Here is a 26,951-nt window from a genome sequence, read left to right as displayed (position 1 = left end):
CGCCCGTTCCGCCTGCTACTACCGGTCCACCCGCCGGGCAGGACATGCCACGGCTTCCTCCTATCGTACGGGGAACCACCCAGGTGGGCCGAAACGGCGGCCTCGGGCGGGACCAAGATCACAGGTGGATCACACACCTTTCACCCGCAGGCCTCCTTCCGCCACCCTGTCCGGCTGTGATCCAACTCCTCTATCGGCGCCTCACCGCTGCCTCTCTCTGTACCGGCGTGCTCCTGGTCCTCGTCCTCGTCGACCGGCTGCACGCGCCCTGGGCAACCCTCGGCTTCCTCCTCGGCGCGCTGCTGGGCAGGGAGCGCCTCGCGGACACCTGGCTCCTGCTCACCGGCCGGCTTGCCGGGGTCCGGTTCCTCATCGTCCGCTACGGCCGGGGGCGGCTGCTCTGGGACGGACGGATCGCCGGGGTCCCGGTCGAGATCGGCCTGTGGCCGAACTCGCTGTACCTCTACTTCGCGCTGGTCCCGGGCCCGGCCCTTCGCCTGCGGCTCTGGCTCTCCTCGGCCTGCTACTTCGGCGTCCACGCGGGGCTGGGCGGCTGGCTGGCGCTGTCCGCAGACGGACTGGGCCGGGGCGTGGGCATCGGCCTGCTGCTCACCGTCGTCCTCCGCCTGCCGAGACCGGACACCTCGCCCCTCGTGTCCGGCTGGGCCCTGCTCGTCATGCCTTTTCGCGCGGACTGGCTGGGGCAGCACCTCTGGAAGCCCGAGGCCGTGCAGGCCGACCGGCTGCTGAGCACCGGTCGGATCGCCGAGGCCCGCGCGCTTCTGGAGGGCCTCGAACCAGGCGAGTACCCGCTGGCCCATCTCACTCCGGCCGGGCTCGCGCTCGTCGAGGGCCGCTACGAGGAGGCCGAGCAGATCGCCGCCGACGTGGCGGACCGCGGATATGCGTTCCACACGGCGCACTTGCTCATCGGTATGGCGTTCATCGGCCGTGCCGACAGCGGGGAGTTCTCCCCCGAGCGCGCAGGGGCGCTGCTGGATCCGTTCCTCGTCCGGCTGGGCATAGACGACCGGAAGCTCTACCGGGACTTCCTCCCGACAGCCGACGTCGCCCGCTTCCAGAACGATCCGGAGACCGCCGTCCGCGTGGCCCGGCGCCTCTCCACCATGGCCGGCTCCCGCATGTGGCGGGCCCAGGCCTGCTGCTCGCTCGCCGCCGCCCTCATCGCCACCAGGCGTCCGGACGAAGCCGGGAAGGCCCTCGCCCGGGCAAGGAAGCAGTGCCCCGGGATGGTCCGGATCTCCGACGTTGAACGCATGCTGGAGCAGCCCGTCGGAGCCCGCCCCGTCAGGGGGTGAGCCGGCCGATGTCCTGGAAGCGGGGCCAGCCGTAGCCCCAGGCGCCCGCGGCCGCGATGCCGTCGCGGACGGCGACCAGGTCGGGGCGCTGGTAGAGCGGCACCGAGTGGCCGAGCTGCCAGATCCGGGTGTCCGCCTCCTGGAGCAGGGCGAGGTGGGCGGCGGGGTCGAGTTCGGCCGCCGCCCGGTCGAAGAGGCGGTCGATCTCCTCCGTCCCCGCGCGGCCGTAGTTGCTGCCGGCCTCCGGCGAGCCGTCCGCGCCCGGCCTGGGCTTGGCGTAGACCGGGCGCTGGTCGACCGCCGGGGACGGTCCGGCGGGCCAGGAGAACAGGGCGAGGTCGTAGTCGCCGGCGGCCAGGTGCCCGGGGACGAAGGTGTCGGCCGGGACGGCCGTGGCCCGGACGGCGATCCCGGCCCCGGCGAGGTCGGCGGTCAGGGCGTCGGCGGTGCGCCGGGCGATCGCGGAGTCGGCCGGGAGCAGCAGCGACAGGGCGAGCTCCCGGCCGTCCCTGGTCCGGGTGCCGCCGTGGGCGGGCCGCTTCCAGCCGGCCGCGTCCAGCAGCCGGCCCGGGTCGGCGCGGTCGATGGCGTCGGCGTTGTCCCGGTAGCCGTCCTGGTCGCCGGCGAGCAGGTGGCTGCCGAGTGGCGCGCCGGCGAGGCCGAGCGGGGCGAGCGCGGCCTCGGCGATCCGCCGCCGGTCGACGGCCCGGGTGAGGGCGAGCCGTACGGACGGGTCGGTGAGCGGTTCGCGGGCGGCGTTGAGGGTGAGCTGGGTGAGCGAGGGCGCGGACGCCCGGTGCACGGTGACGCCGGGGAGCGATTCGACGCGCCGCAGCGCCTCGTCGGCGGCCCGGGCCCGGTCGGCCGAGGTGCCGGGGGCGGCCGGGGCCCGGTCGACCGCCGCCGTCACCGGCGCGATGTCGAGCCGGTCCTGGTCGAGCGCGTCCAGCCGCTGCCCGGCCGGGACGGCCAGGAAGTCGATCCGGTCGGCCTTGGGCCGCTCCGCCCACCAGAGCGGATTGCGCTCCGCGGTGGCCAGGCCGCCCGCCGGGTCGTACCCGGTGAGCCGGAACGGCCCCGCCGTCAGGTGCGGACCGCCGGCCAGCGGGCGGTTGAACGCGGCCGGGGTCGCGGTCTCGGCGGCGGGGTAGAGCGGGCCGAACAGCGAGCGCCACTCGGCGTACGGCTGCCGGAAGGCGACCCGCACCTCGTGCGGGCCGGCGCCCGGGGTGATCGAGTCGACCGCGCCGTACCCGGCCGGGCGGGCGGCCCCGTAGGCGGGGTCGAGGCCGGAGAGCGCGGCCCGTTGGGCGGCGAAGTCGGCCGCCGAGAGCGGGGTGCCGTCGCTCCAGACGGCGTGCGGGTTGAGCCGGTAGGTGACCACCTGCGGCAGCTGCCCGGGCGGGGTGGACTCGGCGGACTCCAGGTAGTCCGGGTCGGCGACGAGCCGGCCGTGCTCGTCCGGCCGGAACAGTGCGGGGTAGAGGGCGTGCGCGAGCAGCGCCGAGTCGGCGGTCGCGGCGCCCTGGTAGACGTTCAGCGTGGCCGGGACGGCGTCCAGCGCCCAGCGCAGCGTGCCGCCGTCCCGGACGGCGTCCCGCTCGTAGGGGCGGACGTCGCCGGTGACCGCGACCGGGTCCGCGGAGGAGGGGACGGGCGCCGGGGTGCGGGCCGGGGCCGGGGCGCCGGAGCAGCCGGCCAGGGGGCCGGCGGCGAGCAGCAGCGCGGCGGCTGCGGTGGTGAGCTGGCGGACGCGCATGGCGGCCATCGAACGCCGCCCGGCTGCGGCCGGGCCCGCCGACACGTCGGCCGCCCGGCGACTGCACCCGGTCGGCGGAGCTGCGCCTCGCCCGCTCGCCGCCGGGGCGCTCCGGCCCGGCCCCGCTACAGGGAGAGCTCGAACCAGACGATCTTGCCCTTGGGCGTGCGCCGGCTGCCCCAGCGTTCCGCCAGCAGGCTGACCAGCTGGAGCCCGCGCCCGCCCTCGTCGGTCTCCTGGGCCCGGCGCTGGCGCGGCTGGGCGTAGCCGTCGTCCCAGACCTCGCAGACCATGGTCCGGTCGCGCAGCAGCCGGAGCCGGATCTCACCCCGGCCGTGCCGGAGCGCGTTGGTGACCAGCTCGCTGACCAACAGCTCGGTGGTGTCGACCAGCTCGTCCAGGCCGCGCGCCAGCAGCCAGCTGCAGGCCAGCTCGCGGGCCTTGGCCACCGAGGTCGGCTCCGGCGGCAGGAACCAGTTGCCGACGGCGTCCTCGGGGAAGGCGTGCACCTTGGCCATCAGCAGGGCGATGTCGTCCTCGCCGTGGTGCGGGATGAGCTCGCCGAGGACGTGGTCGCAGAGGTCCTCCAGACCCCTGCCCTCGGCGGACAGTGCGGTGCGGAAGGCGCGCAGGCCCTCGTCCAGCTGGTGCTTGCGGCTCTCCACCAGGCCGTCGGTGTAGAGGCCGAGCACGGCGCCGTCCGGCAGGGTCAGCTCGACCTCCTCGAACGGTTCGCCGCCGACGCCGAGCGGCAGGCCCGGCGGGACGTCGAGCATCCGGGCCGGCTCGCCGGGGCTGAGCAGGACGGGCGGCAGGTGGCCGGCGTTGGCGAAGGTGCAGCGCCGGGTCACAGCGTCGTAGACCGCGTAGACGCACGTCGCCAGGTAGACCTCGCGGGCCTCCTCGTCGGCGCTCGACGTGAGCCGCCCGTACGGGGTGGGCGTCACCGCGGGCGCGGTGTCGTCGCCGAGGCCGCGGGCGATCTCGTCGAGGGCGGAGAGCACCTCGGCCGGGTCGAGGTCGAGCATGGCCAGGGTGCGGACGGCGGTGCGCAGCTGCCCCATCGCGACGGCGGCCCGCAGGCCGCGGCCCATGACGTCGCCGATGACCAGCGCGGTGCGGTTGCCGGGCAGCTGGATGACGTCGAACCAGTCGCCGCCGACCTCGGTGTTGTTGTTGCTGGGCAGGTAGCGGCAGGCGATCTCCAGGCCGCTGGCGGCCGGGTTGCCCGGGGGCAGCAGGCTGCGCTGGAGGATCAGCGCGCGCTCGTGCTCGCGGCGGTAGAGCCGGGCGTTGTCGATGCAGACCGCGGCCCGGGCGACCAGCTCCTCGGCGATGGCGACGTCGCGGGCGTCGAAGGGCTCGCTGCCGATCGCGCGGGAGAGCTGGACCAGGCCGAGCACCTGGTCGCGGGCGACCAGCGGGACGATCAGCGTGGAGCGCAGCAGCGGGTCGGGCCCCGGCTCGGGCACGACGCTGCGGCCGGTGCGCAGCGCCCGGGCGTGCGGGGAGCGGCGCGGGTAGCAGAGGGTGCCGCCCGCCTCGGCGATCGGCAGGCCGGTGACCGAGCCGAGCACCGACGAGGCGCCGCCGACCACGCTGGAGACGGCGACCCGGCGCAGTTCGCCGCTGCCGTCGGTGAGCACGGTGTCGCCGAGCCGGCCGGCGCTGGGCACGGTCTCCCCGGAGAGCAGTGCCGTGTAGAGGTCGACGGTGGCGAGGTCGCAGAACGGCGGGACGACGACGTCCAGCAGCTCCTTGGCGGTGGTCTCCAGGTCGAGGGTGGAGCCGATGTGGGCGCTCGCCTCGTTCAGCAGGGCGAGGTTGCGGCGGACGCCGTCGGCCTCGCGCTCGGCGACGTGCCGGCTGGTGACGTCGGAGACCTGCCCGGCGACGCCCATCGGCTGGCCGGCCGAGCCGTTGAGGCGGTAGAGCGAGACGGCCCAGAGCCGGTTGCCGTCCCGGGTCGGGACGGCGGAGTGGAAGCGCAGGTCGAAGACGGGCTCGCCGGTGGCGAGCACCTTGCGGAGGGCGGCGGTGAGCCGGTCGGCCTCCGAGGTCGGGAAGATGTCGTGGGCGGTGAGGCCTTCGAGGTCGGTGGGTGCCAGGCCCATCCCGGAGGCGAAGGCGTCGTTGACGCGCTGCAGCCGCAGCCGCTCGTCGAAGAGGACGAAGCCGGTCGGGGTCTGGCCGAAGACGGCCACCGAGGCGGCGAGGTCGGTCTCGATCCGGCGCAGGCGGCCGAGGTCGACGGCGAGGCAGGTGGCGCCGGCGGTGGGCAGCGCGCTGTCGGGCATCAGGTAGAGCTCGGCGAGCCCCTCGCCGCCGGTGGCGTCGCGGTACGGCGCGGTGCCGACCCACTCCTCGCCGGCCAGCGTGCGCTCCAGCCGGGCGCGGCCGCGCTGCCAGAGCTCGCGCGGGACGAAGGTGCTGATCGGGTCGGCGCCGACCGCCTCGGCGGCGGGCAGGCCGAAGAACTCGGCGGCGCGCTCGCTCCACTGGCTGATCCGGCCGTCGGGGCCGATCGCGAAGGTCGCCACCCGGATGTACTCGTAGATCGAGCCCGGGTCCCCGGCGCCCCACTGGTCGGTGCCGACCGCGCTGCGGGCGGCGCCGCCGTGGCGGTGCGCGGCGGCCGTCGCGGCCGCGTGGGCGGGCAGGTGCGGCGAGCCGGCCTGCCCGGGCACAGCGGCATGACCGCTGCTGCTCGGCGCGTTACGCGCCGGGGTGCTGTTCAACGGACCGACCCCTCCAAACCCGCGACCGTCCGGATGCCGAGAAGACCGAGTATTCATCATCGAGGGGTACGTTCACACGCCCTCAACATCACAACATCAGATCGGGCGAAGGTTTTTGTCCTACCGCCCGCGCAACCACAATGCCACGCTCGCGCCCCCTGCCGGAGTGCGCGCTCCCCCCGGCCGACCGATGGCATATGCAGCCCCGTTCTACTCGCGTCCTACTCGGCTCCCGACTCGTCGGGCTCATTACCCGGCAGCGCCTGCTCGAACCAGACGACCTTGCCCATGCCCTCCGCCCGCGCGCCCCACCGGAGCGCGAGCCGGCGCACGAGCTCCAGGCCCCGGCCGCCCTCGTCGGCCTCCGCCGCGTGGCGCTCGCGGGGCGGGTCGGGCAGCGGGTCGGAGATCTCCACGAGCAGCGTCTCGCCCAGCGTCAACCGTACTCCGATGGGTGCGCTGGCATAGCGGACGGAATTGGTGACCAGCTCGCTGACCAGCAGCTCGGCGGTGTCGGTCAGCTCCTCGACGCCCCACTCGGCGAGCGTGGCCCGGACCAGCCGGCGGGCCCGGGAGACGGCGGTCGGCTCGGCGGGCAGCGTCCAGCCGGCCGTCGGGGTCCCGGCCTGGCCGTGGCCCAGCCGCGCCAGCAGCAGCGCCACGTCGTCCGGCTCGCGGCCCTGCTCCATGGTGCCCAGCACCGCCTCGCAGGCCGCCTGGATCGACGCGTAGGGCTGCTGGAGGACGGTGATCAGCCGGCCCAGGCCGACGTCGAGGTCCTTGTCCCGGGACTCCACCAGGCCGTCGGTGCAGAGCGCGAGCAGGCTGCCCTCGGGGATCTTCAGCTCGACCGCCTCGAACGGGACGCCGCCGACGCCCAGCGGGGCGCCGGAGGGCAGGTCGAGGATCCGGCCGGTGCCGCCGGGCAGCGGGCCGCCGGTCCGGGTGGGCTCCTCGGTCTCGTCGGCCGGGACGACCAGCACCGGCGGGATGTGGCCGGCCTTGGCGACCGTCAGGCGGGCGGTGGCCGGGTCGAACACCGCGTAGACGCAGGTGGCCAGCAGCGCCTCGTCCGGCCCCTGGGCGAGGTCGTCGGCGAGCTCGTGGACGTGCCGCAGCAGCACGTCCGGCGGCAGGTCGAGGGCGGCCAGCACGCGGACGGCGGTGCGCAGCCGGCCCATGGTGGCGGCGGCACGCAGGCCGTGTCCCATCACGTCGCCGACCACCAGGGCGGTGCGGTCCCCGGGCAGCGGGATGACGTCGAACCAGTCGCCGCCGACCTCGGTGCCGCTGCTCCCGGGCACGTACCGGTAGGCGACCTCGACGCCGGTGGGCTGCGGGACCTGCTGCGGCAGCAGGGTGCGCTGCAGGGTGAGCGCGGCGGTGCGCTCGCGGGCGTAGAGCCGGGCGTTGTCGAGCGAGCTGCCGGCCCGGTCGGCCAGTTCGACGGTGAAGGCGAGGTCGTCGCGGTCGAAGCCCTCGCGGTAGCCGGCCCGGCTGACCAGCAGCAGGCCGATCACGATGCCCCGGGCGCGCAGCGGCACCACCAGCATCGAGTGCACGCCCAGGTCGTGGGCGGCCTGCATCTTCGGGTCGCCGGGGTAGGTGACGTCGCTGAGCTGGTCGGCGCCGGAGAGCAGCTCGGGGACGCCGGTGCGCAGCACCCGGCCGCAGGCGGAGTCCTCGGCGAAGGTGATCCGGGCTCCGCGGCGCAGCATCACCTCGACCTCGGGGCCGTCCTGGACGGAGGCGGTGCCGAGCTGGAGCAGCGAGGTGCGGCGGTCGTGGCCGTGCCGGGGCAGGTCGTCACCGTGCGCGACGGCCTGCAGCAGGATGACCGCGGAGTGGTCGGTGAGCCGGGGGACGACGGCGCCGGCCAGCTCCTGGGCGATCCGCGAGGCGTCCAGCAGGTCGCCGACCCGGGAGCCGAACTCGTTCAGCAGGGAGAGCCGGCGCCGGGCGTGCTCGACCTTGGCCACCGCCCGGTAACGCTCGGTCACGTCCATCACGGTGCCGGAGATGCCGAGGACCCGGCCGGCCCGGTCGGTCATCCGGCTGTAGGAGATCGAGCGGTAGCCGGAGCGCGCGGTGACCGGCGAGGCGAGGGTGACGTCGATGACGGGCTCGCCGGTGGCCAGGACCTGGCGCTGGATGGCGGTGATCTCGTCGGCGGCCCGCTCGGGCAGGGTCTCACCGGTGGTGCGGCCGACGTGGTCCTCGGTGGCCATGCCGTTCATCGCGGCCAGGGTGCGGTTCACGGCGGTGTAGCGCAGGTCGGTGTCCAGGATCGCGATCCCGAGCGGGGACTGCTCGAACAGCGCGTCGCGGACCGCGAGGTCGCGCTCGACCGCCCGGACGGCGGCCGCCTCGGCCAGGTTGGCCTGCAGGAACGGGGTACCGTCGCCGTCCACCAGGAGCGCGATCCGGGCGTCGACGGCCACCGGGACGCCCTCCCGGTCGCGCAGCTCGGCCGGGCCGGCCCAGCGGCCGTGCCGCAGGGTGGCCTGGATCGCGATCCGGATCCGGGCCACCTGGTCCTCGTCCGGGATCAGCTCGTCGATCCGGCGGCCGACCAGCAGCTCGCTCGGCCAGCCGAGCAGCTCCTCGGCGGCCGGGCTCCAGAGGACCACCCGGCCGGCGGTGTCCAGGATCGCGATGGCCACCTTGACCACGTCGAGCAGGTTGCCCTCGGCGTGCGCGCCGGAGCCGCCCGGCTCGGCGGCGGCGGCTCCGGGGAACGGCCGGCCGGGCCGGGTGCGGACGGCGGTGGGCGGGGTCGGGTCGGCCACCACCAGGGAGGGCGCGGGCCGGGCCGGAGGCTCGGCGGGGGCCGCGGCAGCGGGGTCGGCGGCCGCCGGGGTGCCGGCCGGAGCGGTGGTGTTCCGACGGCGGCGGCCGGCCGGCGGCTGGGGCGGCGCCGGGCGCATACCGCGGCGCAGCCGCGCGCGGGCGGCCGCGCTCCCCCGGGCGCCCGCGCGTCGCGCTCCCCCGCCGCCGCTACCGGTACTCGACACCGACGGGGCCTCCGGCTCTGGTCGGGATCGGCGTCGCCGGCTGGAACGGCTCACCGATGGTGACGAATAGTGCCGAAAAGTGACATACCCAGCAGAACCCAGGCTATCCCGGCTTCTGGGGCTTCTTGTCCGATTGACCTACCTGGCGTATTGCGCGCGGCGGGCCCAGCTGCTCCGCTGGTCGGATGCCCGGGGCGGACGGCCGCCCGGGCGGGTGGTCTCGGGCGGGTGGTCTCGGGCGGACGGTCGCTCGGGCGGACGGTCGCTCAGGCCGGCGACTGCCGCGCCGGGTCGAGCAGCCGGGCGAGGTCGGGGAGGACGGCCCGGTCGTGGTCGATCCAGTCGACGTCGGCCAGTTCGCCCGGGCCGAGCCAGCGCAGCTCGTCGTGGTCCTCCAGCGGCCGGGGCTCGCCGGAGAGCAGCTCGGCCACCCAGAGCCGCAACTCCAGACCCGGCCGGACCAGCCAGGCCCCCGGCAGCCGCTGCAGTGCCCTCGCCCGGACGCCCAGCTCCTCCAGCAGCTCGCGTTCGAGCGCCTGCGGCTCGGTCTCACCGGGCTCCGCCTTGCCGCCGGGGAACTCCCAGCGCCCGGCCACCTCGGCCGGCGCGCTGCGGCGGGCGGCCAGCACCCGGCCGCCGTGGATCAGCGCGCCGCCGACCACGATCCGGTTCGCCGTGCCGCTCGCGCCGGTGGCGCCGGGGTCCGCGGGGTCGCCGAGAGCGGTGGCGTCCTGCCCATCTGCGGCGGCGCCGATGCCGCCGACCGACCCGGTGGCCTCCATCGGCCGGGCCGTGGGCTCCACCCAGTACAGCTGCTTGTGGCCGCGCGCCTCGAACTCGGCCGCCAGCCGCTCCGCCTCGTCCCGGGCCAGGCCGTCGGCGACCGGGAAGCGGTTGCCGTTGTCGTCCTGCCGCATCACCCGAAAGGTGTCCATGGCGGTGAGCTTAGGACGTGCCGGACCACCGCCCGGACCCCGGCGTGACGGCCCGGGCCCCGGCCCGCGTGGGGGCTCGGGCCGGGGCCGCGTCCACCGGACGCTACGCGCACCGCGCTACCGGCGCGTACGGTCCCTGTTAATGCCGGGTAACCGGTGCGCCGAAGGCCGGGTCGGTACGGCCGGGCCGGCCGGCACCGGTCGGGCCCACCGGCCCCCTGCGCCCCCTGTGCCCCGGGTCCGCCGGACCCGTCAGACCTGGATGTCGCCGACCTGCTCGCCGGTCGAGAGCCCGAGCTCGCGCCGGATTTCGGTGGTCAGCCCGGTCGACTTCGCCACCAGCGACTTCGCCCGCCGCACCTCGCGTTCGAGCGCCGTCCCGTCGGTGGTCTTCGCGGCGGTGTCCCAGGCGGTCGCCGCCTCCCGCTGGGCGGCCGCCAGCTCGGCGACCTTCGGCCGGGCGCCCTCCGGCCAGTTCGTCGACGTCCTGGAGAGGTCCTCGGCCTCCTTGCGGGAGGCCTCGGCCATCTTCCGGGCCCACGCCGAGTACTCGGAGCGCGCCTCGGCGATCTCGGCGTCCGGCTCCTCCCAGTAGGCGCTGTTGAAGGCCCGGGCGGCCTCCAGATAGGCGAGCTGGGCCGGGTTCAGGGCGGCCCGGTCGGTGCGGACGCTCCCCCGGTGCAGGCCGTCGCGGTCCTCGTAGGCGCAGGTGACGTCGCGCTCGCCGGACTTCCAGTTGCCCCGGCTCGGGTAGAGGTAGACCTCGTCCATGCCGTCCGGCACGGCCCAGTAGTCGAGGGCGTACTCGTCGAGCACCGGGCCGCAGAGCGCGGCGGCGCGCTCGCGGACCCTGGTCTCGCCCGGGTAGCCCGGGCCGTCGCTGTCGGGGATGCGGGCGGTGCCGGCCACCTCGCCCTGGTGCGGGAGCGTGCAGGGCACCCGGCTCACCCAGAAGACCGACTGGTCCGCGGTGCCGGCCCCGGTGCCGGTGCCGGAGTGGTCGCCGGGCAGGTTGTAGCAGTCGCCGGCCTTGAGCGAGGACCAGACCACCGCCCCCGGCGGGGCCTTGGGGACACGGGCGGGGCGGTCGGCGTCCTCGGTGGCGTCGACGCCGGCGACGACCACGCCGAAGAGCCCCACCAGGAGGCCCAGCGTGCCGAGTGCGCCGAGGACCACGCCGGTCACGGCCATGCCGCGGCCGCGCTCGTTGCGCCGGTGGAGCTGGATCAGGGCGACGATGCCGAAGACGAGCGGGAGCGGCCACAGACAGAGCAGGCCGGTGATCAGCGCGGCGACGGCGAAGCCGTTGGTGGCGCCGGGCTCCTGCGGATAGGCGTAGCCGGGGCGGTAGCCGGACAGCGCGCCGGGCGGGACGGCGGCCCAGCCGGTGGCGGCGGGCGGAGGGACCGGCCCGCCGGGCGGCGGGGTGGACGGGGTGGCGCCCGGCGCGGGAGCCGCCCAGGGGTCGTCGGGCCCGGCGGGCGCGGGGCCGACGGGTGCGGGGCCGACGGGTGCGGGGCCGACGGGTGTGACCGGCTCCTCCGCGGCCGCCGGAGCCGGCTTGGTCAGCTCCACCCGGTCGACGGGCGCCGCCGAGGCGGCCGGGGCCGGGGCCGTGCCCACGTCCGAGTCCGGGTCCGGGTCCGAATCCGGCCCGGCCGCCGCCGTCACCGCCGCATCCGGCCCGACCCCGTCGGGCACGGGTACCGGCGCGGCCGCCGGCGCGGGCGCGGACGCATCGGGCTCGGGCTTGGACACGTTGGACTCCCCGGCCCGCCGCTCGCGGGCATCAGCTCGGCAGTTCGAATCGAACGCTCCGTGGACCGACCGACCGCCGGGCGGCGGGCGATCATGGGAACGGACGCGCGACTCTACCCGATCTTGCGAAGGGCCCTCCGTGCGTTTCCCCGGCCCACCACGCCGCCCCCGGAACGGCTAACCGCGCGCCAGCACCTCCCCGTGCAGCATCGCGAACCAGCCGTCCCCGTCCGCGGCCCAGGCGCGCCAGCCGGCCGCGATCCGCTCCAGCTCCGCGCGGTCCGCGAAGCCCTCGGCCACCGCCGTCCTGGCGATGCCGGTGCCCACGATCCGGTCGGCCCACATCCCGCCCCACCACGCGCGCTGCTCCGGCGTCGCGAAGGTCCAGCTGCTGGACGAGGCGGTCACCTCGGTGAAGCCCGCCGCGCGGGCCCAGGACAGCAGCCGCCGGCCGGCGTCCGGCTCGCCGCCGTTGGCCCGCGCGACGTCCCGGTACAGCTCCAGCCAGCGCTCCACCGCCGGCGCCTCCGGGTACCAGGTCATGCTCGCGTAGTCGACGTCCCGGGCCGCGACCACGCCGCCCGCCGCCGTCACCCGGCGCATCTCGCGCAGGGCGGCCACCGGGTCGGCCACGTGCTGCAGCACCTGGTGGGCGTGCACCACGTCGAACTCGCCGTCGGCGTAGGGCAGCGCGTGGACGTCCGCGACCTCGAAGACCACGTTGGTCAGCCCGCGCCCGGCGGCGAACCGGGCCGCCGCCTCCAGCACCTCGGCCGAGGTGTCCACGGCCACCACCCGCCCGGTGGGGCCGACCAGCCCGGCCAGGTCCGCGGTAATCGTGCCGGGACCGCAGCCGACGTCCAGCACGGCCTGCCCGGGCCGCAGTTCGGGCTTCAGGTAGGCCGCCGAGTCGTCGACGGTGCGCGAGCTGTGCGAGCGCAGCACCGGCTCCTGGTGGCCGTGGGTGTAGACGGCGTCGCGCTGCTGTCCGGTCATGGTGGGTCCCCCTCGGGTGCGGTCGATCTCCGACGCCTCCGACGCTACTCCCCATCCCGCATGACGAGAAGATTCGTCTCATATGGCGATCGGAATGCGGCACGCGAAAGCCCCCGCCCGGGAACGGGCGGGGGCTCGCGGTCTACGCCGCACGTCAGTTGACGGTGAACCAGGTGCTCCGCGACTTCTTCCACTCCGGGTGCGTGAGGTCCTTGGCCTCGACACCGTCACCGTAGAGGTCGGCCGAGCCGTCGTCGGTGATCAGCTGCACCCGGGCGCCCGGGACGGTGAGGTCCGGCACGTCCGGCACCGCCTCCCAGCCGCCCGCGTCGGAGGTCGGCAGGTCCAGCAGCTTGACCGGCTGCGAACCGGGCTGACCGTCCCAGCGGTAGAGCGCGTACGGGTCGGAGTTGTCGTCCGCCGCCCACGAGCCGGCCACGATGACGTACTGGCCGAGCGCGTTGCGCCGGATGTCCCGGACGGAGAGCCCGCCGAGGTCGAGCTCGATCGCGGCGCCGAACGTGGCGTGCGTCGAACCGCCCGGCAGCGACGAGAAGTTGGTGACCGGCACGATCAGTGCCCGGCCGCCGGTGACCGCCGGGGTCAGCGGCGCGCGGAAGCCCACGTAGGCGGTGGTGGTGCTGCCCGGCGCGAACTCCAGGCCCTCGACGTTGAAGCCGTCGACCTGCTTGGGCATCTGGCCGTCCGCCGCGCCCGCCGCGAAGCCGTAGCGGTTGCCGTTGGCCTTGTCCCAGGCGATCAGGTCGGCGCGCAGGCCGGTGTACTTGCCCGCGAGCGCCAGCTGGGTGCTCGCGCCCGAGCCGGTGACGGTGGTGGCGAAGACGGTGTGCCGATCCGTCTTGATGACGCCGTCCTTGTTGTTGCCCAGCGAGCCGGTCCAGTAGATCGTGTTGCCGACCCTGGTGGCGCCCTCGATGTCGATCTCCTTGGAGACGCCGAGCGCCGAGCCGAAGTCCCAGGTGCGCACCGGCGCGCCGGAGGCGTTGCGGTCGTAGAGCCGCAGCACGTTGGACTCGTCGTCGGCCACCACGATGTAGCCGCCGCCCGCGTCCACCGCCGCCGAGGCGTCGCTGGAGCCGGTCAGGTAGCGGCTGTCGGCCGAGTGCTGCACGGCGGCCGAGGCCGCGTAGTGCAGCGTCTTCGTCGCGGTCCTGCCGCCGAGACCGGTGACCTTGACGGTGAGGTCGGTGTAGCCGACGCCCTGGGCGGCCACCGCGAGGGAGCGGGTCCCGGTGGTGCCGGTGACGGTCACGTCGCCGGTCCGGGCGACCGAGCTGCGGGTGGTGGCGGAGGCGGCGACGGTGAGCGCCGAGGCCGAGGCGCCGCTCTGGGCGACGGTGACGGTGACCGTCGGGTCGCCGGTGGCGCCGACCGCGCCGGAGAGGTAGCCGGCCGAGAGCGTGATCGTGGGGGTGCCGTACGTCACGGCGGCGGCGGATCCGGCGGGCAGCGCGAGCACCGGCAGGGCGGCGACGGCGACGGCCAGCGGCAGCAGGCCGCGGGAGAGACGGGACACGGGGACAGCCCTTCGACGTGGGGGCGGTGCGAGGTCCGGACCAGGGTGGGGCCCCTCGGCGAACGCCGCCCCTCCGACAGCGGGCCGCCGGACGAACAGCAACCCTCGCGCGGCTCCCCGCGGCCGGCGGGCCGTACCGTGGAGCGGCACCCGACAGAACGGTTCCACCATGACCGCCCCGCGCCCCTTCGTCCTGCTGAGCGCCGCAGTGTCGCTCGACGGACACCTCGACGACGCCGGCCCCGAGCGGCTGTTGCTCTCCAACCCGGCCGACTTCGACCGGGTGGACGAGGAGCGCGCCGCCAGCGACGCGATCCTGGTCGGCGGCAACACGCTCCGCGCGGACAACCCCCGGCTGCTGGTCAACGACCCCGCCCGGCGGGCCGCCCGGCTCGCGGCCGGCCGCCCCGAGTACCCGCTGAAGGTCACCCTCAGCGCGAGCGGCGCGCTCGACCCGTCGCTGCGGTTCTGGCACACCGGCGGCGCCCGGCTGGCGTACACCACCGACACCGGGGCGGCCGTACTGCGCCCCGCGCTGGACGGGCTGGCCGAGGTGGTGTCCCTCGGCGGCACCGTGGACCTCGGCGCGGTGCTGGACGACCTCGGGGCGCGCGGGGTGCGCCGGCTGATGGTCGAGGGCGGCGGCAGTGTGCACACCCAGTTCCTGGCCCGGGGCCTGGCCGACGAACTCCAGCTGGCCGTCGCCCCGTTGCTGGTCGGGCAGGCGGACGCGCCGCGCTTCGTCCACCCCGCGGCCTTCCCCGGCGGCCCGGCCCGCCGGATGCGGCTGCTGGAGGCACGTACCGTGGGCGACGTCGTCCTGCTCAGGTACGCCCCGAAGGAGCCCGCCCCGTGACCGCCGACCTCGACTTCCTCCGGAGGGCCGTCGAGCTCTCCCGCCGGTGCCCGCCGTCCGGGACGGCGTTCTCGGTCGGCGCGGTGATCGTCGGCGCGGGCGGCGAGGTGCTCGCGGAGGGCTACAGCCGCGAGTCCGACCCGCACGACCACGCCGAGGAGGCGGCCCTGGCCAAGCTCCCGGCCGACGACCCCCGGCTGCGCGGCGCCACCGTCTACAGCTCGCTGGAGCCGTGCGGGCGGCGTGCCTCGCGGCCGCGGCCGTGCGCCCGGCTGCTGATCGCGGCGGGCGTCCCGCGGGTGGTGGTGGCCTGGCGCGAGCCGGCCACCTTCGTCGCGGACACCCAGGGCGCGGCGCTCCTGGAGGCGGCCGGGATCGAGCTGGTGGAGCTGCCGGAGCTGGCCGAGGAGGCCCGCGCGGTCAACGCCCACCTGCTGGGCTGAGGCCGGCCGCCGGGACCGGCCGCGGGTGCGGCCGGTCCCGGCGCCGGTGGCTCAGCAGTGGGCGCGGGTGGCCAGCCAGCCGGCCATCGCCCGGACGCCGACGCCGATCGCCCGCTCGTCCGGGACGAAGGTCTCGTAGTGCGGGTAGCTCGTCTCGATCCCGGACCCGGGCGTGCGGACCCCGAGGAAGGTGTAGGTGCCGGGGATCCGCTGCAGGAACAGCGCGTAGTCCTCCCCGTTGAAGGGGTAGGCCGTGTGGTTCACCGTCACCCCGCCCGGACCGAGCACCCGGCGCAGGTGCCGGGCCAGTGCGTCGGTCTCCTCCTCGGGGCAGACCAGCGCCGGGAACGGCGGCTTCGGGAAGGCGACCGCCCCCGCGTACGGCTGCGCCAGCCGGCGGATCTCCTCGCGGATCTCCGGGGTGCGCTCCTCGGGCCAGCAGCGGAACTTCACCGCGACCGTGACCCGGCCCTCGGCGTCCGGCGTGTCCGCGGCCCTGGCCTGGGTCACCAGGAACCGGGCGAGCGGCCCGTCCGGCGTCTGCACGTCCGCGACCATCCGCTCCAGGTCCGCCGGTGTCTGCGGCAGCGCCACCGTGCCGAGCGCGGTGATCCCGGCCGCCAGCCGGGCGGCCGCCCCGACCGCGTCCGGACCGGTGAGCGCGATCAGCGCCTGGTCCTGGCCCGGCAGCCCGGTGCCCGGGGTCACCGCGAACTGCCCCACCGGGTACGGCCCGCAGTGCAGGGCGTGGATCTCCTCGGCGCCGGTGCGCTCCAGCACCCGCTCGCCGATCATCGCCTCGGCCCCGCGCAGGCTCTCCTCGCCGGGCTGGAAGAAGAACGCGACCGTGCCGCTGAGCCGGTGCCGCAGTTGCGCCAGCACCTGCGCGACGCCGACCCCCACGGTGGTGTGGATGTCGTGCCCGCAGGCGTGCGCCGCCGGGCGGTCCGGCTGCCGCGGCATGATGCCGTCGCCCGGCACGGCGTCCATGTCGGCGCGGTACGCCACCGTGCGCCCGGGGCGGGCGCCCCGCAGGACGGCCACCACGCCGGTCCCGGGCACCGGCTTGCCGTCCTTGTCCACGGTGGCCCCCACCCCGGTGGTGACCTCCAGTCCGGCGGCCCGGAGCCGCTGCGCCACCGCCGCGGCGGTGTGCGTCTCCTGGCCGGCCGTCTCGGGGTTCGCGTGCAGCTGCCGCCGCAGGGCGAGCAGGTCGCCGTCGAGCCGCGCGGCCACGGCGTCGACCGCGGCCTGGTCGATCGGGTTGCGCCGGTGCGCGGAGTCCGCCGCGGCCGTCGCCGTCCCGGACGCCAGCACGGCGCCCACCCCCGCGGCCGCGGTCCCGCCCAGCAGCGCACGGCGGCTCAGGGCAGGCCGGTTCGAACGAGTCATGATTCCCCCATCGCGTGATCAACTCACATCTGATCGACAGTCAACCAAGCGACCGCCGGGGGAAGTCAATGTCCCGCCGTCTCGGAACGGGAGCGCCCGGCCACCGTCCGAGGACAGCGGCCGGGCGCTCCCGGATCCGTGCAGGGGATCAGACGTTGAAGCGGAACTCCACCACGTCGCCGTCCTGCATGATGTACTCCTTGCCCTCGATGCGGGCCTTGCCCTTGCTGCGGGCCTCGGCGATGGAGCCGGTCTCGACCAGGTCGTGGAAGGAGATGACCTCGGCCTTGATGAAGCCCTTCTGGAAGTCGGTGTGGATCACGCCGGCGGCCTCGGGGGCGGTGGCGCCCTTCTTGATCGTCCAGGCGCGGGTCTCCTTGGGGCCGGCCGTGAGGTAGGTCTGCAGGCCCAGGGTGTCGAAGCCGACCCGGGCCAGGGTGGCGAGGCCGGGCTCCTCCTGGCCCATCGACTGGAGCAGTTCGAGCGCCTCGGCGTCGTCCAGCTCGATCAGCTCGGACTCGATCTTGGCGTTGAGGAAGATCGCCTCGGCGGGGGCGACCAGCTCGCGCTGGGCGTTCTTGAAGTCCTCGTCGGCCAGCTCGTCCTCGTCCACGTTGAAGACGTAGAGGAAGGGCTTGGCGGTCAGCAGGTGCAGCTCACGGATCGGGGCGGTGTCGAAGCCGGCCTCGAAGAGCGTCTTGCCGGTCTCCAGGATCGCCTGGGCGGCCTCGGCGGCGGCCAGGACGGGGGCGGTGTCCTTCTTCAGGCGCGCCTCCTTCTGGAGCCGGGGCAGCACCTTCTCGATGGTCTGGAGGTCGGCCAGGATCAGCTCGGTGTGGATGGTCTCGATGTCGTCCTTGGGCGACACCTTGCCGTCCACGTGCACCACGTCCGGGTCGGTGAAGGCGCGCACGACCTGGCAGATCGCGTCCGACTCGCGGATGTTGGCCAGGAACTTGTTGCCCAGGCCCTCGCCCTCGCTGGCGCCGCGCACGATGCCCGCGATGTCGACGAAGTCGACGGTGGCCGGGAGGATGCGCTGCGAGCCGAAGATCTCGGCGAGCTTGGCGAGGCGCTCGTCCGGGACGCCGACGACGCCGACGTTGGGCTCGATGGTGGCGAACGGGTAGTTGGCCGCCAGCACGTCGTTCTTGGTCAGGGCGTTGAACAGGGTCGACTTGCCGACGTTCGGCAGGCCGACGATTCCGATCGTGAGCGACATGAAGCGCAGTCCCGTGGGCTTGGAGGAGTTGGGTCGGCACCGTACGGGCCGATCCCCCAGTCTACGGGCAGCCGGTCAGGCGCCGGCCGCCCGCGGTAGCGGCTCCAGGAACTCCAGCCGGTTGCCCAGCCGGTCGTGGCTGTGGAAGCGGCGGTGGCCGGGCAGCTCGCCGTCCCGGACCACCTCGTGGCCGTGGGCGGCCAGGTGGTCGGCGAGCGCGTCCAGGTCGTTCACCTGGATACCCGGGTGGCCCTTGCCGGAGGGACGGAAGTCCGCCACCACGCCGAGGTGCACCTCCACCCCGCCGCCGCGGAACCAGCAGCCGCCGCGCGCCGCCAGCACCGGGGGCTTGGGCAGCTCGGTCATCCCGAGCACGCCGTGCCAGAAGGCGCGGCACTCGTCCTCGGCCCCGGCCGGGATGTCCAGCTGCACGTGGTGCAGCCGTTCGAAGGTGAATCCCGCGGTCATGCATCCCCCCGGACGAGTTGATCGACGATCACATCAGTACTCCGTTCGAAGACACGGAGCAAGCTCCCGAACGGCCATTACACAGTGTGGCGATGATCGGACCGTACGTTGGGTGGGTGGAGCAGAGCATCCGAACCCAGCCGCCAGGGCCCAGACGCCGACCGCCGAACGGCGCGGCCGGGGCCGCCGTCCCCGGCCCCGGGCGGGCCCCCGAGACCGCCGGGCCGGTCGGGGCGGCCGCCCCCGCCTCCCGGCTGCGCCCGGTGGCCGGCGCCACCGACCGCGGCCGCTCCGGCGGCGCCCGGCCGCGGCTGCACCTGCCGTTCGGCGAGCGCTCCGACGGGCGGCCCGACGGGCGGTCCGACGGGCGGTCCCCCGAGCGCACCGGCGAACGCGGTGACGGCCGCCCGAACGGCCGCCTCTACGGGCGCCGGCGCACCGGGCGGCCGACCCGGCTGACCGCGGTCGGCACCGGCGTGGCCGCGGTGGCCGCGACCGTCGCGGCGGCCGGCCTGGACCGGCTGCTCTTCGGCGGGCTCGGGGTGCTGTTCGGCGTCGGCTACCTGGTGGTCTGCTTCCAGCTGGCCGTCCGGGTGCGCTTCGCCGACCTGCTGGCCGCGCCGATCAGCGGGCCGATCGCGTTCGCCGCCGCGCTGCTGCTGCTCGGCCCGGTCGCCTCCTCCGGGGTGACCGCCCAGGTGGTGGCGCTGGCGACCGGCCTGGCGCTGCGGGCCGGCTGGCTGTTCTCCGGCACCGGCCTGGCCGCGGTGATCGTGCTGGCCCGGTTCGTCGCCCAGAAGCGGATCCACCGGACGCGCTGAGGGGCGGCCGACCGGCCGCCCCGTCCCGGCGCACCCCCTGCCCGCCCCTCCCGGGACACACCTGCCCGCCCCTCCCGGCGCACCCCCTCCCGGTGACCGGATCAGCCGGCGTCGCGGGCCGCCGCCATCGCCGCCCCGACGATCCCGGCGTCGTTGCGCAGCTCCGCCGGGACGACCTGCGCCTCGCGCTCGCGCAGCAGCGGCAGGAACTTCTCGTGCTTGCGGCTCACCCCGCCGCCGATCACGATCAGTTGCGGCGAGAAGAGCATCTCCACCAGGTCGAGGTACTCGTCGACCCGCCCGGCCCACTCCGCCCAGTTCAGCCCGTGCCGCTCCCTGGCCGCCGAGGAGGCCCGCCGCTCGGCGTCCTTGCCGCGCAGCTCCAGGTGGCCCAGCTCGGTGTTGGGCACCAGCGCGCCGTCCACGAACAGGGCGCTGCCGATGCCGGTGCCGAAGGTGAGGACCAGCACCACGCCCGGCCGGTCGCGGCCGGCGCCGTGGGTGAGCTCGGCCAGCCCGGCGGCGTCGGCGTCGTTGAGCACGGTGGCCGGCAGATCGAGTGCCTCGCGGAACAGCCCCTCCGCGTCCAGGCCGATCCAGCCCTTGTCGACGTTGGCGGCGGTCCTGGTCCGGCCGTTCACCACCACACCGGGGAAGGTCAGCCCCACCGGGCCCTGGTGGTCGAAGTGCCGGACCACCTCGCGGACGACGGCGACGACGGCCTCCGGTGCGGAGGGCTGCGGGGTGAGGACCTTGTGCCGCTCCTGGGCGAGCACGCCCCGGCCGAGGTCGACGGGGGCACCCTTGATGCCCGACCCGCCGATGTCCACACCGAATACCGCCGTCATGACGACCGCCCTCCGCCGACTCCGTTGTCCACGACCGCAGGCCGGGTTGTCCACAGCCTGTGCATACCTCTGCACCAAGCTACGAGAGCCCGCCCGGGCGCGCACAGCGGAAGACCCGGCACCCCGTGGCGGGGTGCCGGGTCTTCGCGGGACGGGGCCCGGGAGGGATCAGAGCTTGCCGGCGGCCTCGGCGCGCAGGTCGCGGCGGAGCTCCTTGGGCAGCGAGAAGGTCAGGTGCTCCTCGGCGGTCTTCACCGTCGACACGTCGTCGTAGCCGCGCGCGGCCAGCCACTCCAGGACGCCCTCGACCAGGATCTCCGGCACCGAGGCGCCGCTGGTCAGGCCGACCGTGGTGACGCCCTCCAGCCAGGACTCCTGGATCTCCTCGGCGAAGTCCACCAGGTGGGCGGCCTTGGCGCCGTACTCCAGGCCGACCTCGACCAGGCGGACGGAGTTGGAGGAGTTCTTGGAGCCGACCACGATCAGCAGGTCCGTCTCGGGCGCCATCTGCTTGACGGCGACCTGGCGGTTCTGGGTGGCGTAGCAGATGTCGTCGCTGGGCGGGCTGACCAGCAGCGGGAAGCGCTTCTTCAGCTCGCCGACGGTGGCCATGGTCTCGTCCACCGAGAGCGTGGTCTGGGAGAGCCAGACGACCTTGGACTCGTCGCGGACCTGCACCTGGGCGACGTCCTCGGCCCCGTCCACCAGGTGGATCCGGTCCGGGGCCTCGCCCATGGTGCCGATGACCTCCTCGTGGCCCTCGTGGCCGACCAGCAGGATGTCGAAGCCCTCGTCGGCGAAGCGCACGGCCTCCTTGTGCACCTTGGTCACCAGCGGGCAGGTGGCGTCGATGGTGGCGAGCCTGCCGGCCTTGGCCTCGTCGTGGACGGAGGGCGCGACGCCGTGGGCCGAGAACACCACGATCGAACCCTCGGGCACCTCCTCCGTCTCGTCGACGAAGATCGCGCCCTTCTTCTCCAGGGTCTGCACCACGTACTTGTTGTGGACGATCTGCTTGCGGACGTAGATCGGCGCCCCGTACTGCTCCAGGGCCTTCTCCACGGCGATCACGGCGCGGTCGACGCCCGCGCAGTAGCCCCGGGGGGCGGCGAGCAGGACACGGCGCTGCGCGGTGTTGGACATGGCTCCATCGTACGGGCGGCGGCGGGCCGCGCCGACGCGCGGCGCCGTCGGCCCGGTTTCGACCGTCGATGCCCGATCGTGGTCCCCATGAGCGAGCGAGTCGGAACCGGCGGCCTGCGGCGCAGCCTGGGCGTGCGCGACCTGATGGTCTACGGGCTGCTGTTCATCGCCCCGATGGCGCCGGTCGGCGTGTTCGGCGTGCTGGACGCGAAGAGCCACGGCGCGGTGGCCTCGGTCTACCTGGCGGCGACCGTCGCGATGGGGTTCACCGCCTGGTCGTACACCCAGATGGTGCGGGCGGTGCCGCAGACCGGCTCGGTGTTCGCCTACGCGCGGGCCGGCCTGGGCGAGGGGCCCGGGTTCATCGCCGGCTGGATGGCGATGCTCGACTACCTGCTGATCCCGGCGGTGGCGTACCTCTTCTCGGGCATCGCGCTGCACTCGCTGGTCCCGGGCGTGTCGCGCTGGCTCTGGACGGCCCTGGCCGTGCTGGTGACCACCGCGCTCAACCTCGCCGGGGTGCGGACGGCGGCCGCGGTCGGCTTCGCCGTGCTGGCGATGGAACTCGCGGTGCTGGCGGTGTTCACGGTGGCGGCGGTGGTGGTGCTGGTGCGGGACGGCGCGCAGCGCGGCTGGGACACGCCGCTGACCGCCGTCGGCGGCTTCTCCGCTACCGCGGTGGTCTCGGCGGTCTCCGTGGCCGTCCTCTCCTACCTGGGCTTCGACGCGATCGCCACCTTCGTCGAGGAGGCGGTCGGCGCGTCGGCGGCGGTGGCGCGGGCGGTCCTCTGGTGCCTGGTGCTGGCCGGGGTGCTCTTCGTGACCCAGACCTACCTGGCGGCGCTGCTGGAGCCGGTGACCCCGCAGGAGCTGGCCGCCGACCCGGCCGCCCAGGGCTCGGCGTTCTACGACACGGTGGAGGGCTCCGTCGGGCACTGGCTGCACGTGCTGGTGGCGGCGAGCAAGGCGATCGGCGCCGCCTTCGCCGCGCTCGCCGGCCAGGCCGCGGCCGGGCGGCTGCTGTACGCGATGGCCCGGGACGGGCGGCTGCCGCGGGTCCTCGGCACCGTCGACCCGGCCTCGGCGGTGCCGCGCCGGGCACTGCTGGCGGCGGCGGTGATCACGATGGCCGCGGCGGTCTGGGCGGCCGAGCGGGACGACGGGCTGGACCGGCTGACCTCGGTGGTCAACATCGGCGCGCTGACCGCCTTCGCACTGCTGCACGCCTCGGTGGTGGGCTGGTACGCGGTCAAGCACCACTCCCGCAACTGGCTGGGGCACGTGGTGGTGCCGGTGCTGGGCATCGCGGTGATCGGGGCGGTGGTCTACGAGGCCTCGCACACGGCGCAGATCGCCGGGCTGGTCTGGTTGGCGGTGGGAGTGGTCGTCCTCCTCGTCCAGGGGGCCTCCGCTGTCGGCATCCGCCGATAGCCTCGTACGCATGGCCAACACCAGCTCCCCCGAAGCCCCGCTCCCGGTCGGCAAGGTCTCCGCGCTGATCGGCGGCTGGATCGACCGGCTCGGCGCGGTCTGGGTGGAGGGGCAGATCACCCAGCTCAGCCGGCGCCCGGGGGCGGGCGTGGTCTTCCTGACGCTGCGCGACCCGCAGGCGGACGTCTCGCTGACGGTGACCTGCTTCCGCTCGGTCTTCGACCGGGTCGCGGACGTGGTGCAGGAGGGCTCGCGGGTCGTCGTGCACGCCAAGCCGGAGTGGTACGCGGCGCGCGGGCAGCTCTCGCTCCGGGCGGCGGAGATCCGGATGGTCGGGCTGGGCGAGCTGCTGGCCAGGCTGGAGCAGCTGAAGCGGCGGCTGGCCGGCGAGGGGCTGTTCGCGGCCGAGCGGAAGAAGCCGCTGCCGTTCCTGCCGCAGTGCATCGGCCTGGTCACCGGGCGCGGCTCGGCGGCCGAGCGGGACGTGCTGGAGAACGCCCGGCGGCGCTGGCCGGCGGTCCGCTTCGAGGTGCGCAACGTCCCGGTGCAGGGCCTCAGCGCGGTGGAGCGGGTGAGCGCGGCCGTACAGGAGCTGGACGAGCACCCGGAGGTGGACGTGATCGTCGTCGCCCGGGGCGGCGGCAGCGTGGAGGACCTGCTGCCGTTCTCGGACGAGGGCCTCGTCCGGCTGGTCGCGGCGGCGCGGACGCCGGTGGTCAGCGCGATCGGGCACGAGCCGGACCAGCCGCTGCTCGACTTCGTCGCCGACCTGCGCGCCTCCACCCCGACCGATGCCGCCAAACGGGTGGTGCCGGACGTCGGCGAGGAGCTGGCGAAGGTGCGGAACCTGCGCGACCGGGCCCGCCGGCACGTCCTCGGCCGGGTGGACCGGGAGCAGCACGGGCTGGACGGCGTGCGCAGCCGCCCGGCGCTGGCCGTGCCGCACCGGATGCTGGACGGGCGCGGCCAGGAGGTCGCGGCCCTGCTGGAGCGGGCGCGCCGGACCCTCGGGCACCGGCTGGACCACGCGCAGAGCGACCTCGGGCACACGCTGGCGCGGGTGGTCGCGCTCTCCCCCGCGGCGACCCTGGAGCGCGGCTACGCGGTGCTCCAGCGGGCCGACGGCGCGGTGGTGACCGACCCGGCCCAGGTCGCGGCGGGCGACGCGCTGCACGCCCGGGTGGCGGGCGGCGGCTTCTCCGTCACGGTGGCCGACGACCCGGAGTAGCCGGGCGGAACGGGGGGCGCGCTGTCGGTGCCAGCCCCTACGCTGGCACCCATGGCAGAGCAGGAGCAGGTGGAGGCGGCGCCGCGGACGCCGGACGACGCGCTCGGGTACGAGCACGCCCGGGACGCGCTGCTGGAGGTGGTGCGGCAGCTGGAGAACGGCGGCACCTCGCTGGAGGAGTCGCTGGCGCTGTGGGAGCGCGGCGAGCAGTTGGCGAAGGTCTGCCAGCGGTGGCTGGACGGCGCCCGGGCCCGGCTGGACGCGGCGCTGGCCGCCGAGGAAGGCGCCCCCGAGAGCGGCTGACGGCGCGTCAGCCCAGGTCAGGGCCCGTGACGCAGCTCACATTGACGCCCGGGAACAGTTGAATCTTCACTCATGTTGTGAACGTGTGATCGGCGCCCGCCGGTCGGACCGACGAATCCCGTCCCCGTCACTCTTGAGGTGTAGAGAAGCATGACCACCGACGCTCTGGTACTGGACGCCGCCGCTCAGGACCTCCTCTTCCGCGAGGCCCGTACCGCCAACACCTTCTCCGACGAGCCGGTGACCGAGGAGCAGATCCAGGCCATCTACGAGCTGGTGAAGTACGGCCCGACCGCGTTCAACGCGCAGCCGATGCGCGTCGTCCTCGTCCGTTCCGACGAGGCCCGCGGGCGCCTCGTCGAGCACATGATGGACGGCAACAAGGCCAAGACCCTCTCGGCCCCGCTGGTCGCCATCCTGGCCGTGGACAACGAGTTCCACGAGGAGCTGCCGACCCAGCTGCCGCACTTCCCGCAGGCCAAGGACCTCTTCTTCACCGAGCGCCCGGTCCGCGAGTCCACCGCGACCCTGAACGGCGCCCTGCAGGCCGGCTACTTCATCGTCGGCGTCCGCGCCGCCGGCCTGGCCGCCGGCCCGATGACCGGCTTCAACGCCGCGGGCATCAACAAGGAGTTCTTCGCCGACGGCGAGCACTCGGTGCTGGCCGTGGTGAACATCGGCAAGCCGGGCGAGGACGCCTGGTTCCCGCGTTCGCCGCGCCTGGCCTACGACGAGGTCGTCACCACCGTCTGAGCCTCCCGGCACGGCGAAGGGCCCCGCACCGGTTCCGACCGGTGCGGGGCCCTTCCGCATCTGCCTCTCCGCATGGGCCCGGCGCGCCGCGGGGCGCGCGGCGGGCCGGGCACGCGGGACTACTTCAGCGCCTGCGCCAGCTCGGCCAGCTCCTCGTACGAGGCGGTGCCGGTGACCACGGTGGTGGCGGTGCCGCTCTGGCTGGTCAGCGCGCGGTCCTTGGCGCCCTGCAGCCGCTCCCAGGCCTTCCCGGCCACCTCGGCGGTGCCGTCCGGCTTGGCGCCGGCCAGGACCGAGGAGAGCAGCGCGTCGCGGTCGAGGTCGCTCTGTTCGAGGGCCGCGTACTGGCCCGAGGGGGTCACGAAGCCCAGGTGCCAGGCGTTGCCCTTGCCCTTGCCCAGCGAGGCGGGCTCGTAGCTCACCGAGGTGGCCCGCCACCGGTCGGGCAGCCCCTCCGGGGAGAGCAGCGGGTACGGCGCGGCGCGCTTCGCCGAGGCCGCGGCCACCTTGTACTCCTTCGCGTGGACCCCGTCACCGCTCGCGTCGTGCGGCAGGAACAGGTACCCGATCCAGACCACGACGCCGACCGCCAGCATCGACAGGACCATGTCCCGTACCGTCTGCCGGCCCCTCATGCCTCTGCTCTCTCCAGCCACCCCCACATGGTGACTCATCCGGTCCCGGAGACCGGCACCCGGGGTGCCCTCGTACGGGTGAACAGGGGCAAACCGACCGTTTCCGCCCCGGGGTGGCGACCCGCGCCACAGACAGTCATGTCGTGGGCAGATACGATCGCAGGACCCTCACCACGGCGTTCGACCTGGCAGTAGTCGGGCGCTCACTGGCCGTCGCGTACAGAGAGGTAACGACGATGACCACGCAGTACCCGCACACCCTCCCCCGGGCCCTGGAGGTCGCGCCGGAGGCTCCCGATCGGAACCTCGCGCTCGAACTCGTCCGGGTCACCGAGGCGGCCGCGATGGCCGCCGGGCGCTGGGTCGGCCGCGGCGACAAGAACGGCGCCGACGGCGCCGCCGTCAAGGCCATGCGCACGCTCGTCTCCACCGTCTCGATGAACGGCGTCGTCGTCATCGGCGAGGGCGAGAAGGACGAGGCGCCGATGCTCTACAACGGCGAGCGGGTCGGCGACGGCACCGGCGCCGAGTGCGACGTCGCGGTGGACCCGGTCGACGGGACCACGCTCACCGCCAAGGGCATGAACAACGCCGTCGCGGTGCTGGCCGTCGCCGACCGCGGCACCATGTTCGACCCCAGCGCGGTCTTCTACATGGACAAGCTCGTCGCCGGCCCCGAGGCCGCCGAGTTCGTCGACATCACCGCGCCGCCGGCCGTCAACATCCGCCGGGTCGCCAAGGCCAAGGGCTCCGCCGTCGAGGACGTCACCGTGGTCATCCTCGACCGGCCGCGCCACCAGGGCCTGGTCCAGGAGATCCGCGAGGCCGGCGCCCGGATCAAGTTCATCTCCGACGGCGACGTGGCCGGCGCCATCATGGCCGCCCGCGAGGGCACCGGCGTCGACCTGCTGATGGGCGTCGGCGGCACCCCCGAGGGCATCATCGCGGCCTGCGCCATGAAGTGCATGGGCGGCGTGATCCAGGGCCGGCTCTGGCCGAAGGACGACGCCGAGCGCCAGAAGGCCCTCGACGCCGGCCACGACCTGGACCGCGTCCTCACCACCAACGACCTGGTCAGCGGCGAGAACGTGTTCTTCGTCGCCACCGGCATCACCGACGGCGAGCTGCTGCGCGGCGTCCACTACCGCCAGGAGACCGCCACCACCAGCTCGCTGGTGATGCGCTCCAAGAGCGGCACCATCCGGGAGATCCACTCCACCCACAAGCTGTCCAAGCTGCGGGCCTACAGCGCGATCGACTTCGACCGCGCCAACTAGGGCCGGACAGGGCCTGATCCCGGACGCACCCGCGTCGACGACGCCCGCGGCCTCGGCGGAATCCCCCTCCGCCGA

At 74.9% G+C, this 26,951-nt stretch carries 20 protein-coding genes and 2 pseudogenes; 8 read left to right on the top strand and 14 right to left on the bottom strand.

All coding sequences use genetic code 11. From position 1 onward, the window contains the following. Positions 1–176: 176 nt before the first annotated feature. The gene (locus RMN57_RS23855) at positions 177–1,319 is read left to right on the top strand and encodes a hypothetical protein (protein ID WP_313765371.1); all 1,143 of its coding nucleotides are present in this window, start codon (positions 177–179) and stop codon (positions 1,317–1,319) included. On the opposite strand, the gene RMN57_RS23850 is transcribed toward RMN57_RS23855, so the two are convergent. The 8 genes and pseudogenes from RMN57_RS23850 to RMN57_RS23820 all read right to left on the bottom strand — a co-directional run bounded on the left by RMN57_RS23850 (position 1,309) and on the right by RMN57_RS23820 (position 14,056). Beyond that, the gene (locus RMN57_RS23850; protein WP_313765370.1) at positions 1,309–3,078 is read right to left on the bottom strand and encodes an ABC transporter family substrate-binding protein; all 1,770 of its coding nucleotides are present in this window, start codon (positions 3,076–3,078) and stop codon (positions 1,309–1,311) included. The two genes, RMN57_RS23855 and RMN57_RS23850, sit on opposite strands and share 11 nt — an antisense overlap. 125 nt (positions 3,079–3,203) lie before the next feature. Beyond that, positions 3,204–5,375 (bottom strand): SpoIIE family protein phosphatase, encoded by a 2,172-nt coding sequence (locus tag RMN57_RS23845; RefSeq protein WP_380234724.1) that lies wholly within the window; start codon positions 5,373–5,375, stop codon positions 3,204–3,206. Between the two features lie 114 nt (positions 5,376–5,489). Continuing rightward, a pseudogene (locus RMN57_RS37100) lies at positions 5,490–5,873 on the bottom strand (PAS domain-containing protein); the annotation flags it as partial. Between the two features lie 164 nt (positions 5,874–6,037). Next, complete coding sequence (locus tag RMN57_RS23840) at positions 6,038–8,830, bottom strand: SpoIIE family protein phosphatase (RefSeq protein ID WP_313765369.1); 2,793 nt, start codon at positions 8,828–8,830, stop codon at positions 6,038–6,040. Positions 8,831–9,096: 266 nt separating this feature from the next. Continuing rightward, complete coding sequence (locus RMN57_RS37095) at positions 9,097–9,765, bottom strand: NUDIX domain-containing protein (protein ID WP_380234678.1); 669 nt, start codon at positions 9,763–9,765, stop codon at positions 9,097–9,099. 252 nt (positions 9,766–10,017) lie between these two features. Continuing rightward, the gene (locus tag RMN57_RS23830; protein WP_313765368.1) at positions 10,018–11,523 is read right to left on the bottom strand and encodes a DUF4190 domain-containing protein; all 1,506 of its coding nucleotides are present in this window, start codon (positions 11,521–11,523) and stop codon (positions 10,018–10,020) included. Positions 11,524–11,700: 177 nt separating this feature from the next. Next, positions 11,701–12,519, bottom strand: coding sequence for a methyltransferase domain-containing protein (locus tag RMN57_RS23825; protein ID WP_313765367.1), 819 nt, complete (start codon positions 12,517–12,519; stop codon positions 11,701–11,703). A gap of 154 nt (positions 12,520–12,673) precedes the next feature. Further along, complete coding sequence (locus RMN57_RS23820) at positions 12,674–14,056, bottom strand: hypothetical protein (RefSeq protein ID WP_380234681.1); 1,383 nt, start codon at positions 14,054–14,056, stop codon at positions 12,674–12,676. A 169-nt stretch (positions 14,057–14,225) separates the two neighbouring features. Here RMN57_RS23820 and RMN57_RS23815 point away from each other — a divergent pair. Further along, positions 14,226–15,355: pseudogene (locus RMN57_RS23815) on the top strand (dihydrofolate reductase family protein). A gap of 51 nt (positions 15,356–15,406) precedes the next feature. On the opposite strand, the gene RMN57_RS23810 reads toward RMN57_RS23815, so the two are convergent. The 3 genes from RMN57_RS23810 to RMN57_RS23800 all read right to left on the bottom strand — a co-directional run bounded on the left by RMN57_RS23810 (position 15,407) and on the right by RMN57_RS23800 (position 18,437). Beyond that, positions 15,407–16,747 carry an amidohydrolase gene (locus RMN57_RS23810; RefSeq protein WP_313765366.1) on the bottom strand — a complete coding sequence of 447 codons (1,341 nt, stop codon included), beginning with the start codon at positions 16,745–16,747 and terminating at the stop codon, positions 15,407–15,409. 148 nt (positions 16,748–16,895) lie between these two features. Next, positions 16,896–17,969 carry a redox-regulated ATPase YchF gene (ychF, locus tag RMN57_RS23805; protein ID WP_313765365.1) on the bottom strand — a complete coding sequence of 358 codons (1,074 nt, stop codon included), beginning with the start codon at positions 17,967–17,969 and terminating at the stop codon, positions 16,896–16,898. Positions 17,970–18,044: 75 nt separating this feature from the next. After that, positions 18,045–18,437 (bottom strand): VOC family protein, encoded by a 393-nt coding sequence (locus tag RMN57_RS23800; RefSeq protein ID WP_313765364.1) that lies wholly within the window; start codon positions 18,435–18,437, stop codon positions 18,045–18,047. A 116-nt stretch (positions 18,438–18,553) separates the two neighbouring features. On the opposite strand from RMN57_RS23800, the gene RMN57_RS23795 reads away from it, so the two are divergent. Then, entirely contained in the window at positions 18,554–19,258 is a 705-nt protein-coding gene (locus RMN57_RS23795) for a DUF6542 domain-containing protein (RefSeq protein WP_313765363.1), read from the top strand. A 101-nt stretch (positions 19,259–19,359) separates the two neighbouring features. Here the strand turns inward: RMN57_RS23795 and ppgK are convergent, their stop codons facing one another. Together ppgK and RMN57_RS23785 are read right to left on the bottom strand one after the other, a co-directional pair. After that, the gene (ppgK, locus tag RMN57_RS23790; RefSeq protein ID WP_313765362.1) at positions 19,360–20,106 is read right to left on the bottom strand and encodes a polyphosphate--glucose phosphotransferase; all 747 of its coding nucleotides are present in this window, start codon (positions 20,104–20,106) and stop codon (positions 19,360–19,362) included. Between the two features lie 168 nt (positions 20,107–20,274). After that, a complete protein-coding gene (locus RMN57_RS23785; RefSeq protein WP_313765361.1) occupies positions 20,275–21,249 on the bottom strand; it encodes a 4-hydroxy-3-methylbut-2-enyl diphosphate reductase in 975 nt (324 codons plus the stop codon). 87 nt (positions 21,250–21,336) lie between these two features. On the opposite strand from RMN57_RS23785, the gene RMN57_RS23780 reads away from it, so the two are divergent. The 4 genes from RMN57_RS23780 (at position 21,337) to RMN57_RS23765 (ending at position 24,964) form a co-directional block, all read left to right on the top strand. Then, on the top strand, positions 21,337–22,680 hold the full coding sequence (locus RMN57_RS23780; RefSeq protein ID WP_313765360.1) for an APC family permease: 1,344 nt from the start codon (positions 21,337–21,339) through the stop codon (positions 22,678–22,680). A gap of 10 nt (positions 22,681–22,690) precedes the next feature. Further along, positions 22,691–23,908 carry an exodeoxyribonuclease VII large subunit gene (gene xseA, locus RMN57_RS23775; protein WP_313765359.1) on the top strand — a complete coding sequence of 406 codons (1,218 nt, stop codon included), beginning with the start codon at positions 22,691–22,693 and terminating at the stop codon, positions 23,906–23,908. Positions 23,909–23,959: 51 nt separating this feature from the next. Further along, complete coding sequence (locus tag RMN57_RS23770) at positions 23,960–24,211, top strand: exodeoxyribonuclease VII small subunit (RefSeq protein ID WP_238951037.1); 252 nt, start codon at positions 23,960–23,962, stop codon at positions 24,209–24,211. A 150-nt stretch (positions 24,212–24,361) separates the two neighbouring features. After that, positions 24,362–24,964 carry a malonic semialdehyde reductase gene (locus RMN57_RS23765; protein WP_313765357.1) on the top strand — a complete coding sequence of 201 codons (603 nt, stop codon included), beginning with the start codon at positions 24,362–24,364 and terminating at the stop codon, positions 24,962–24,964. A gap of 119 nt (positions 24,965–25,083) precedes the next feature. Here RMN57_RS23765 and RMN57_RS23760 read toward each other — a convergent pair whose 3' ends face one another. Beyond that, positions 25,084–25,599, bottom strand: a complete 516-nt coding sequence (locus RMN57_RS23760) for a DUF4245 domain-containing protein (protein ID WP_313765356.1) — start codon at positions 25,597–25,599, stop codon at positions 25,084–25,086. A 236-nt stretch (positions 25,600–25,835) separates the two neighbouring features. Here RMN57_RS23760 and glpX point away from each other — a divergent pair, with 236 nt between their 5' ends. After that, a complete protein-coding gene (gene glpX, locus RMN57_RS23755; protein ID WP_313765355.1) occupies positions 25,836–26,876 on the top strand; it encodes a class II fructose-bisphosphatase in 1,041 nt (346 codons plus the stop codon). Positions 26,877–26,951: the final 75 nt, after the last annotated feature.

This window comes from Kitasatospora sp. CM 4170, assembly GCF_032110285.1.
In the GTDB taxonomy this organism is placed as follows: domain Bacteria; phylum Actinomycetota; class Actinomycetes; order Streptomycetales; family Streptomycetaceae; genus Kitasatospora; species Kitasatospora aburaviensis.
The sequence above is the reverse complement of the archived record's forward strand: the minus strand, read 5'-3'. Positions and strand labels throughout refer to the sequence as shown.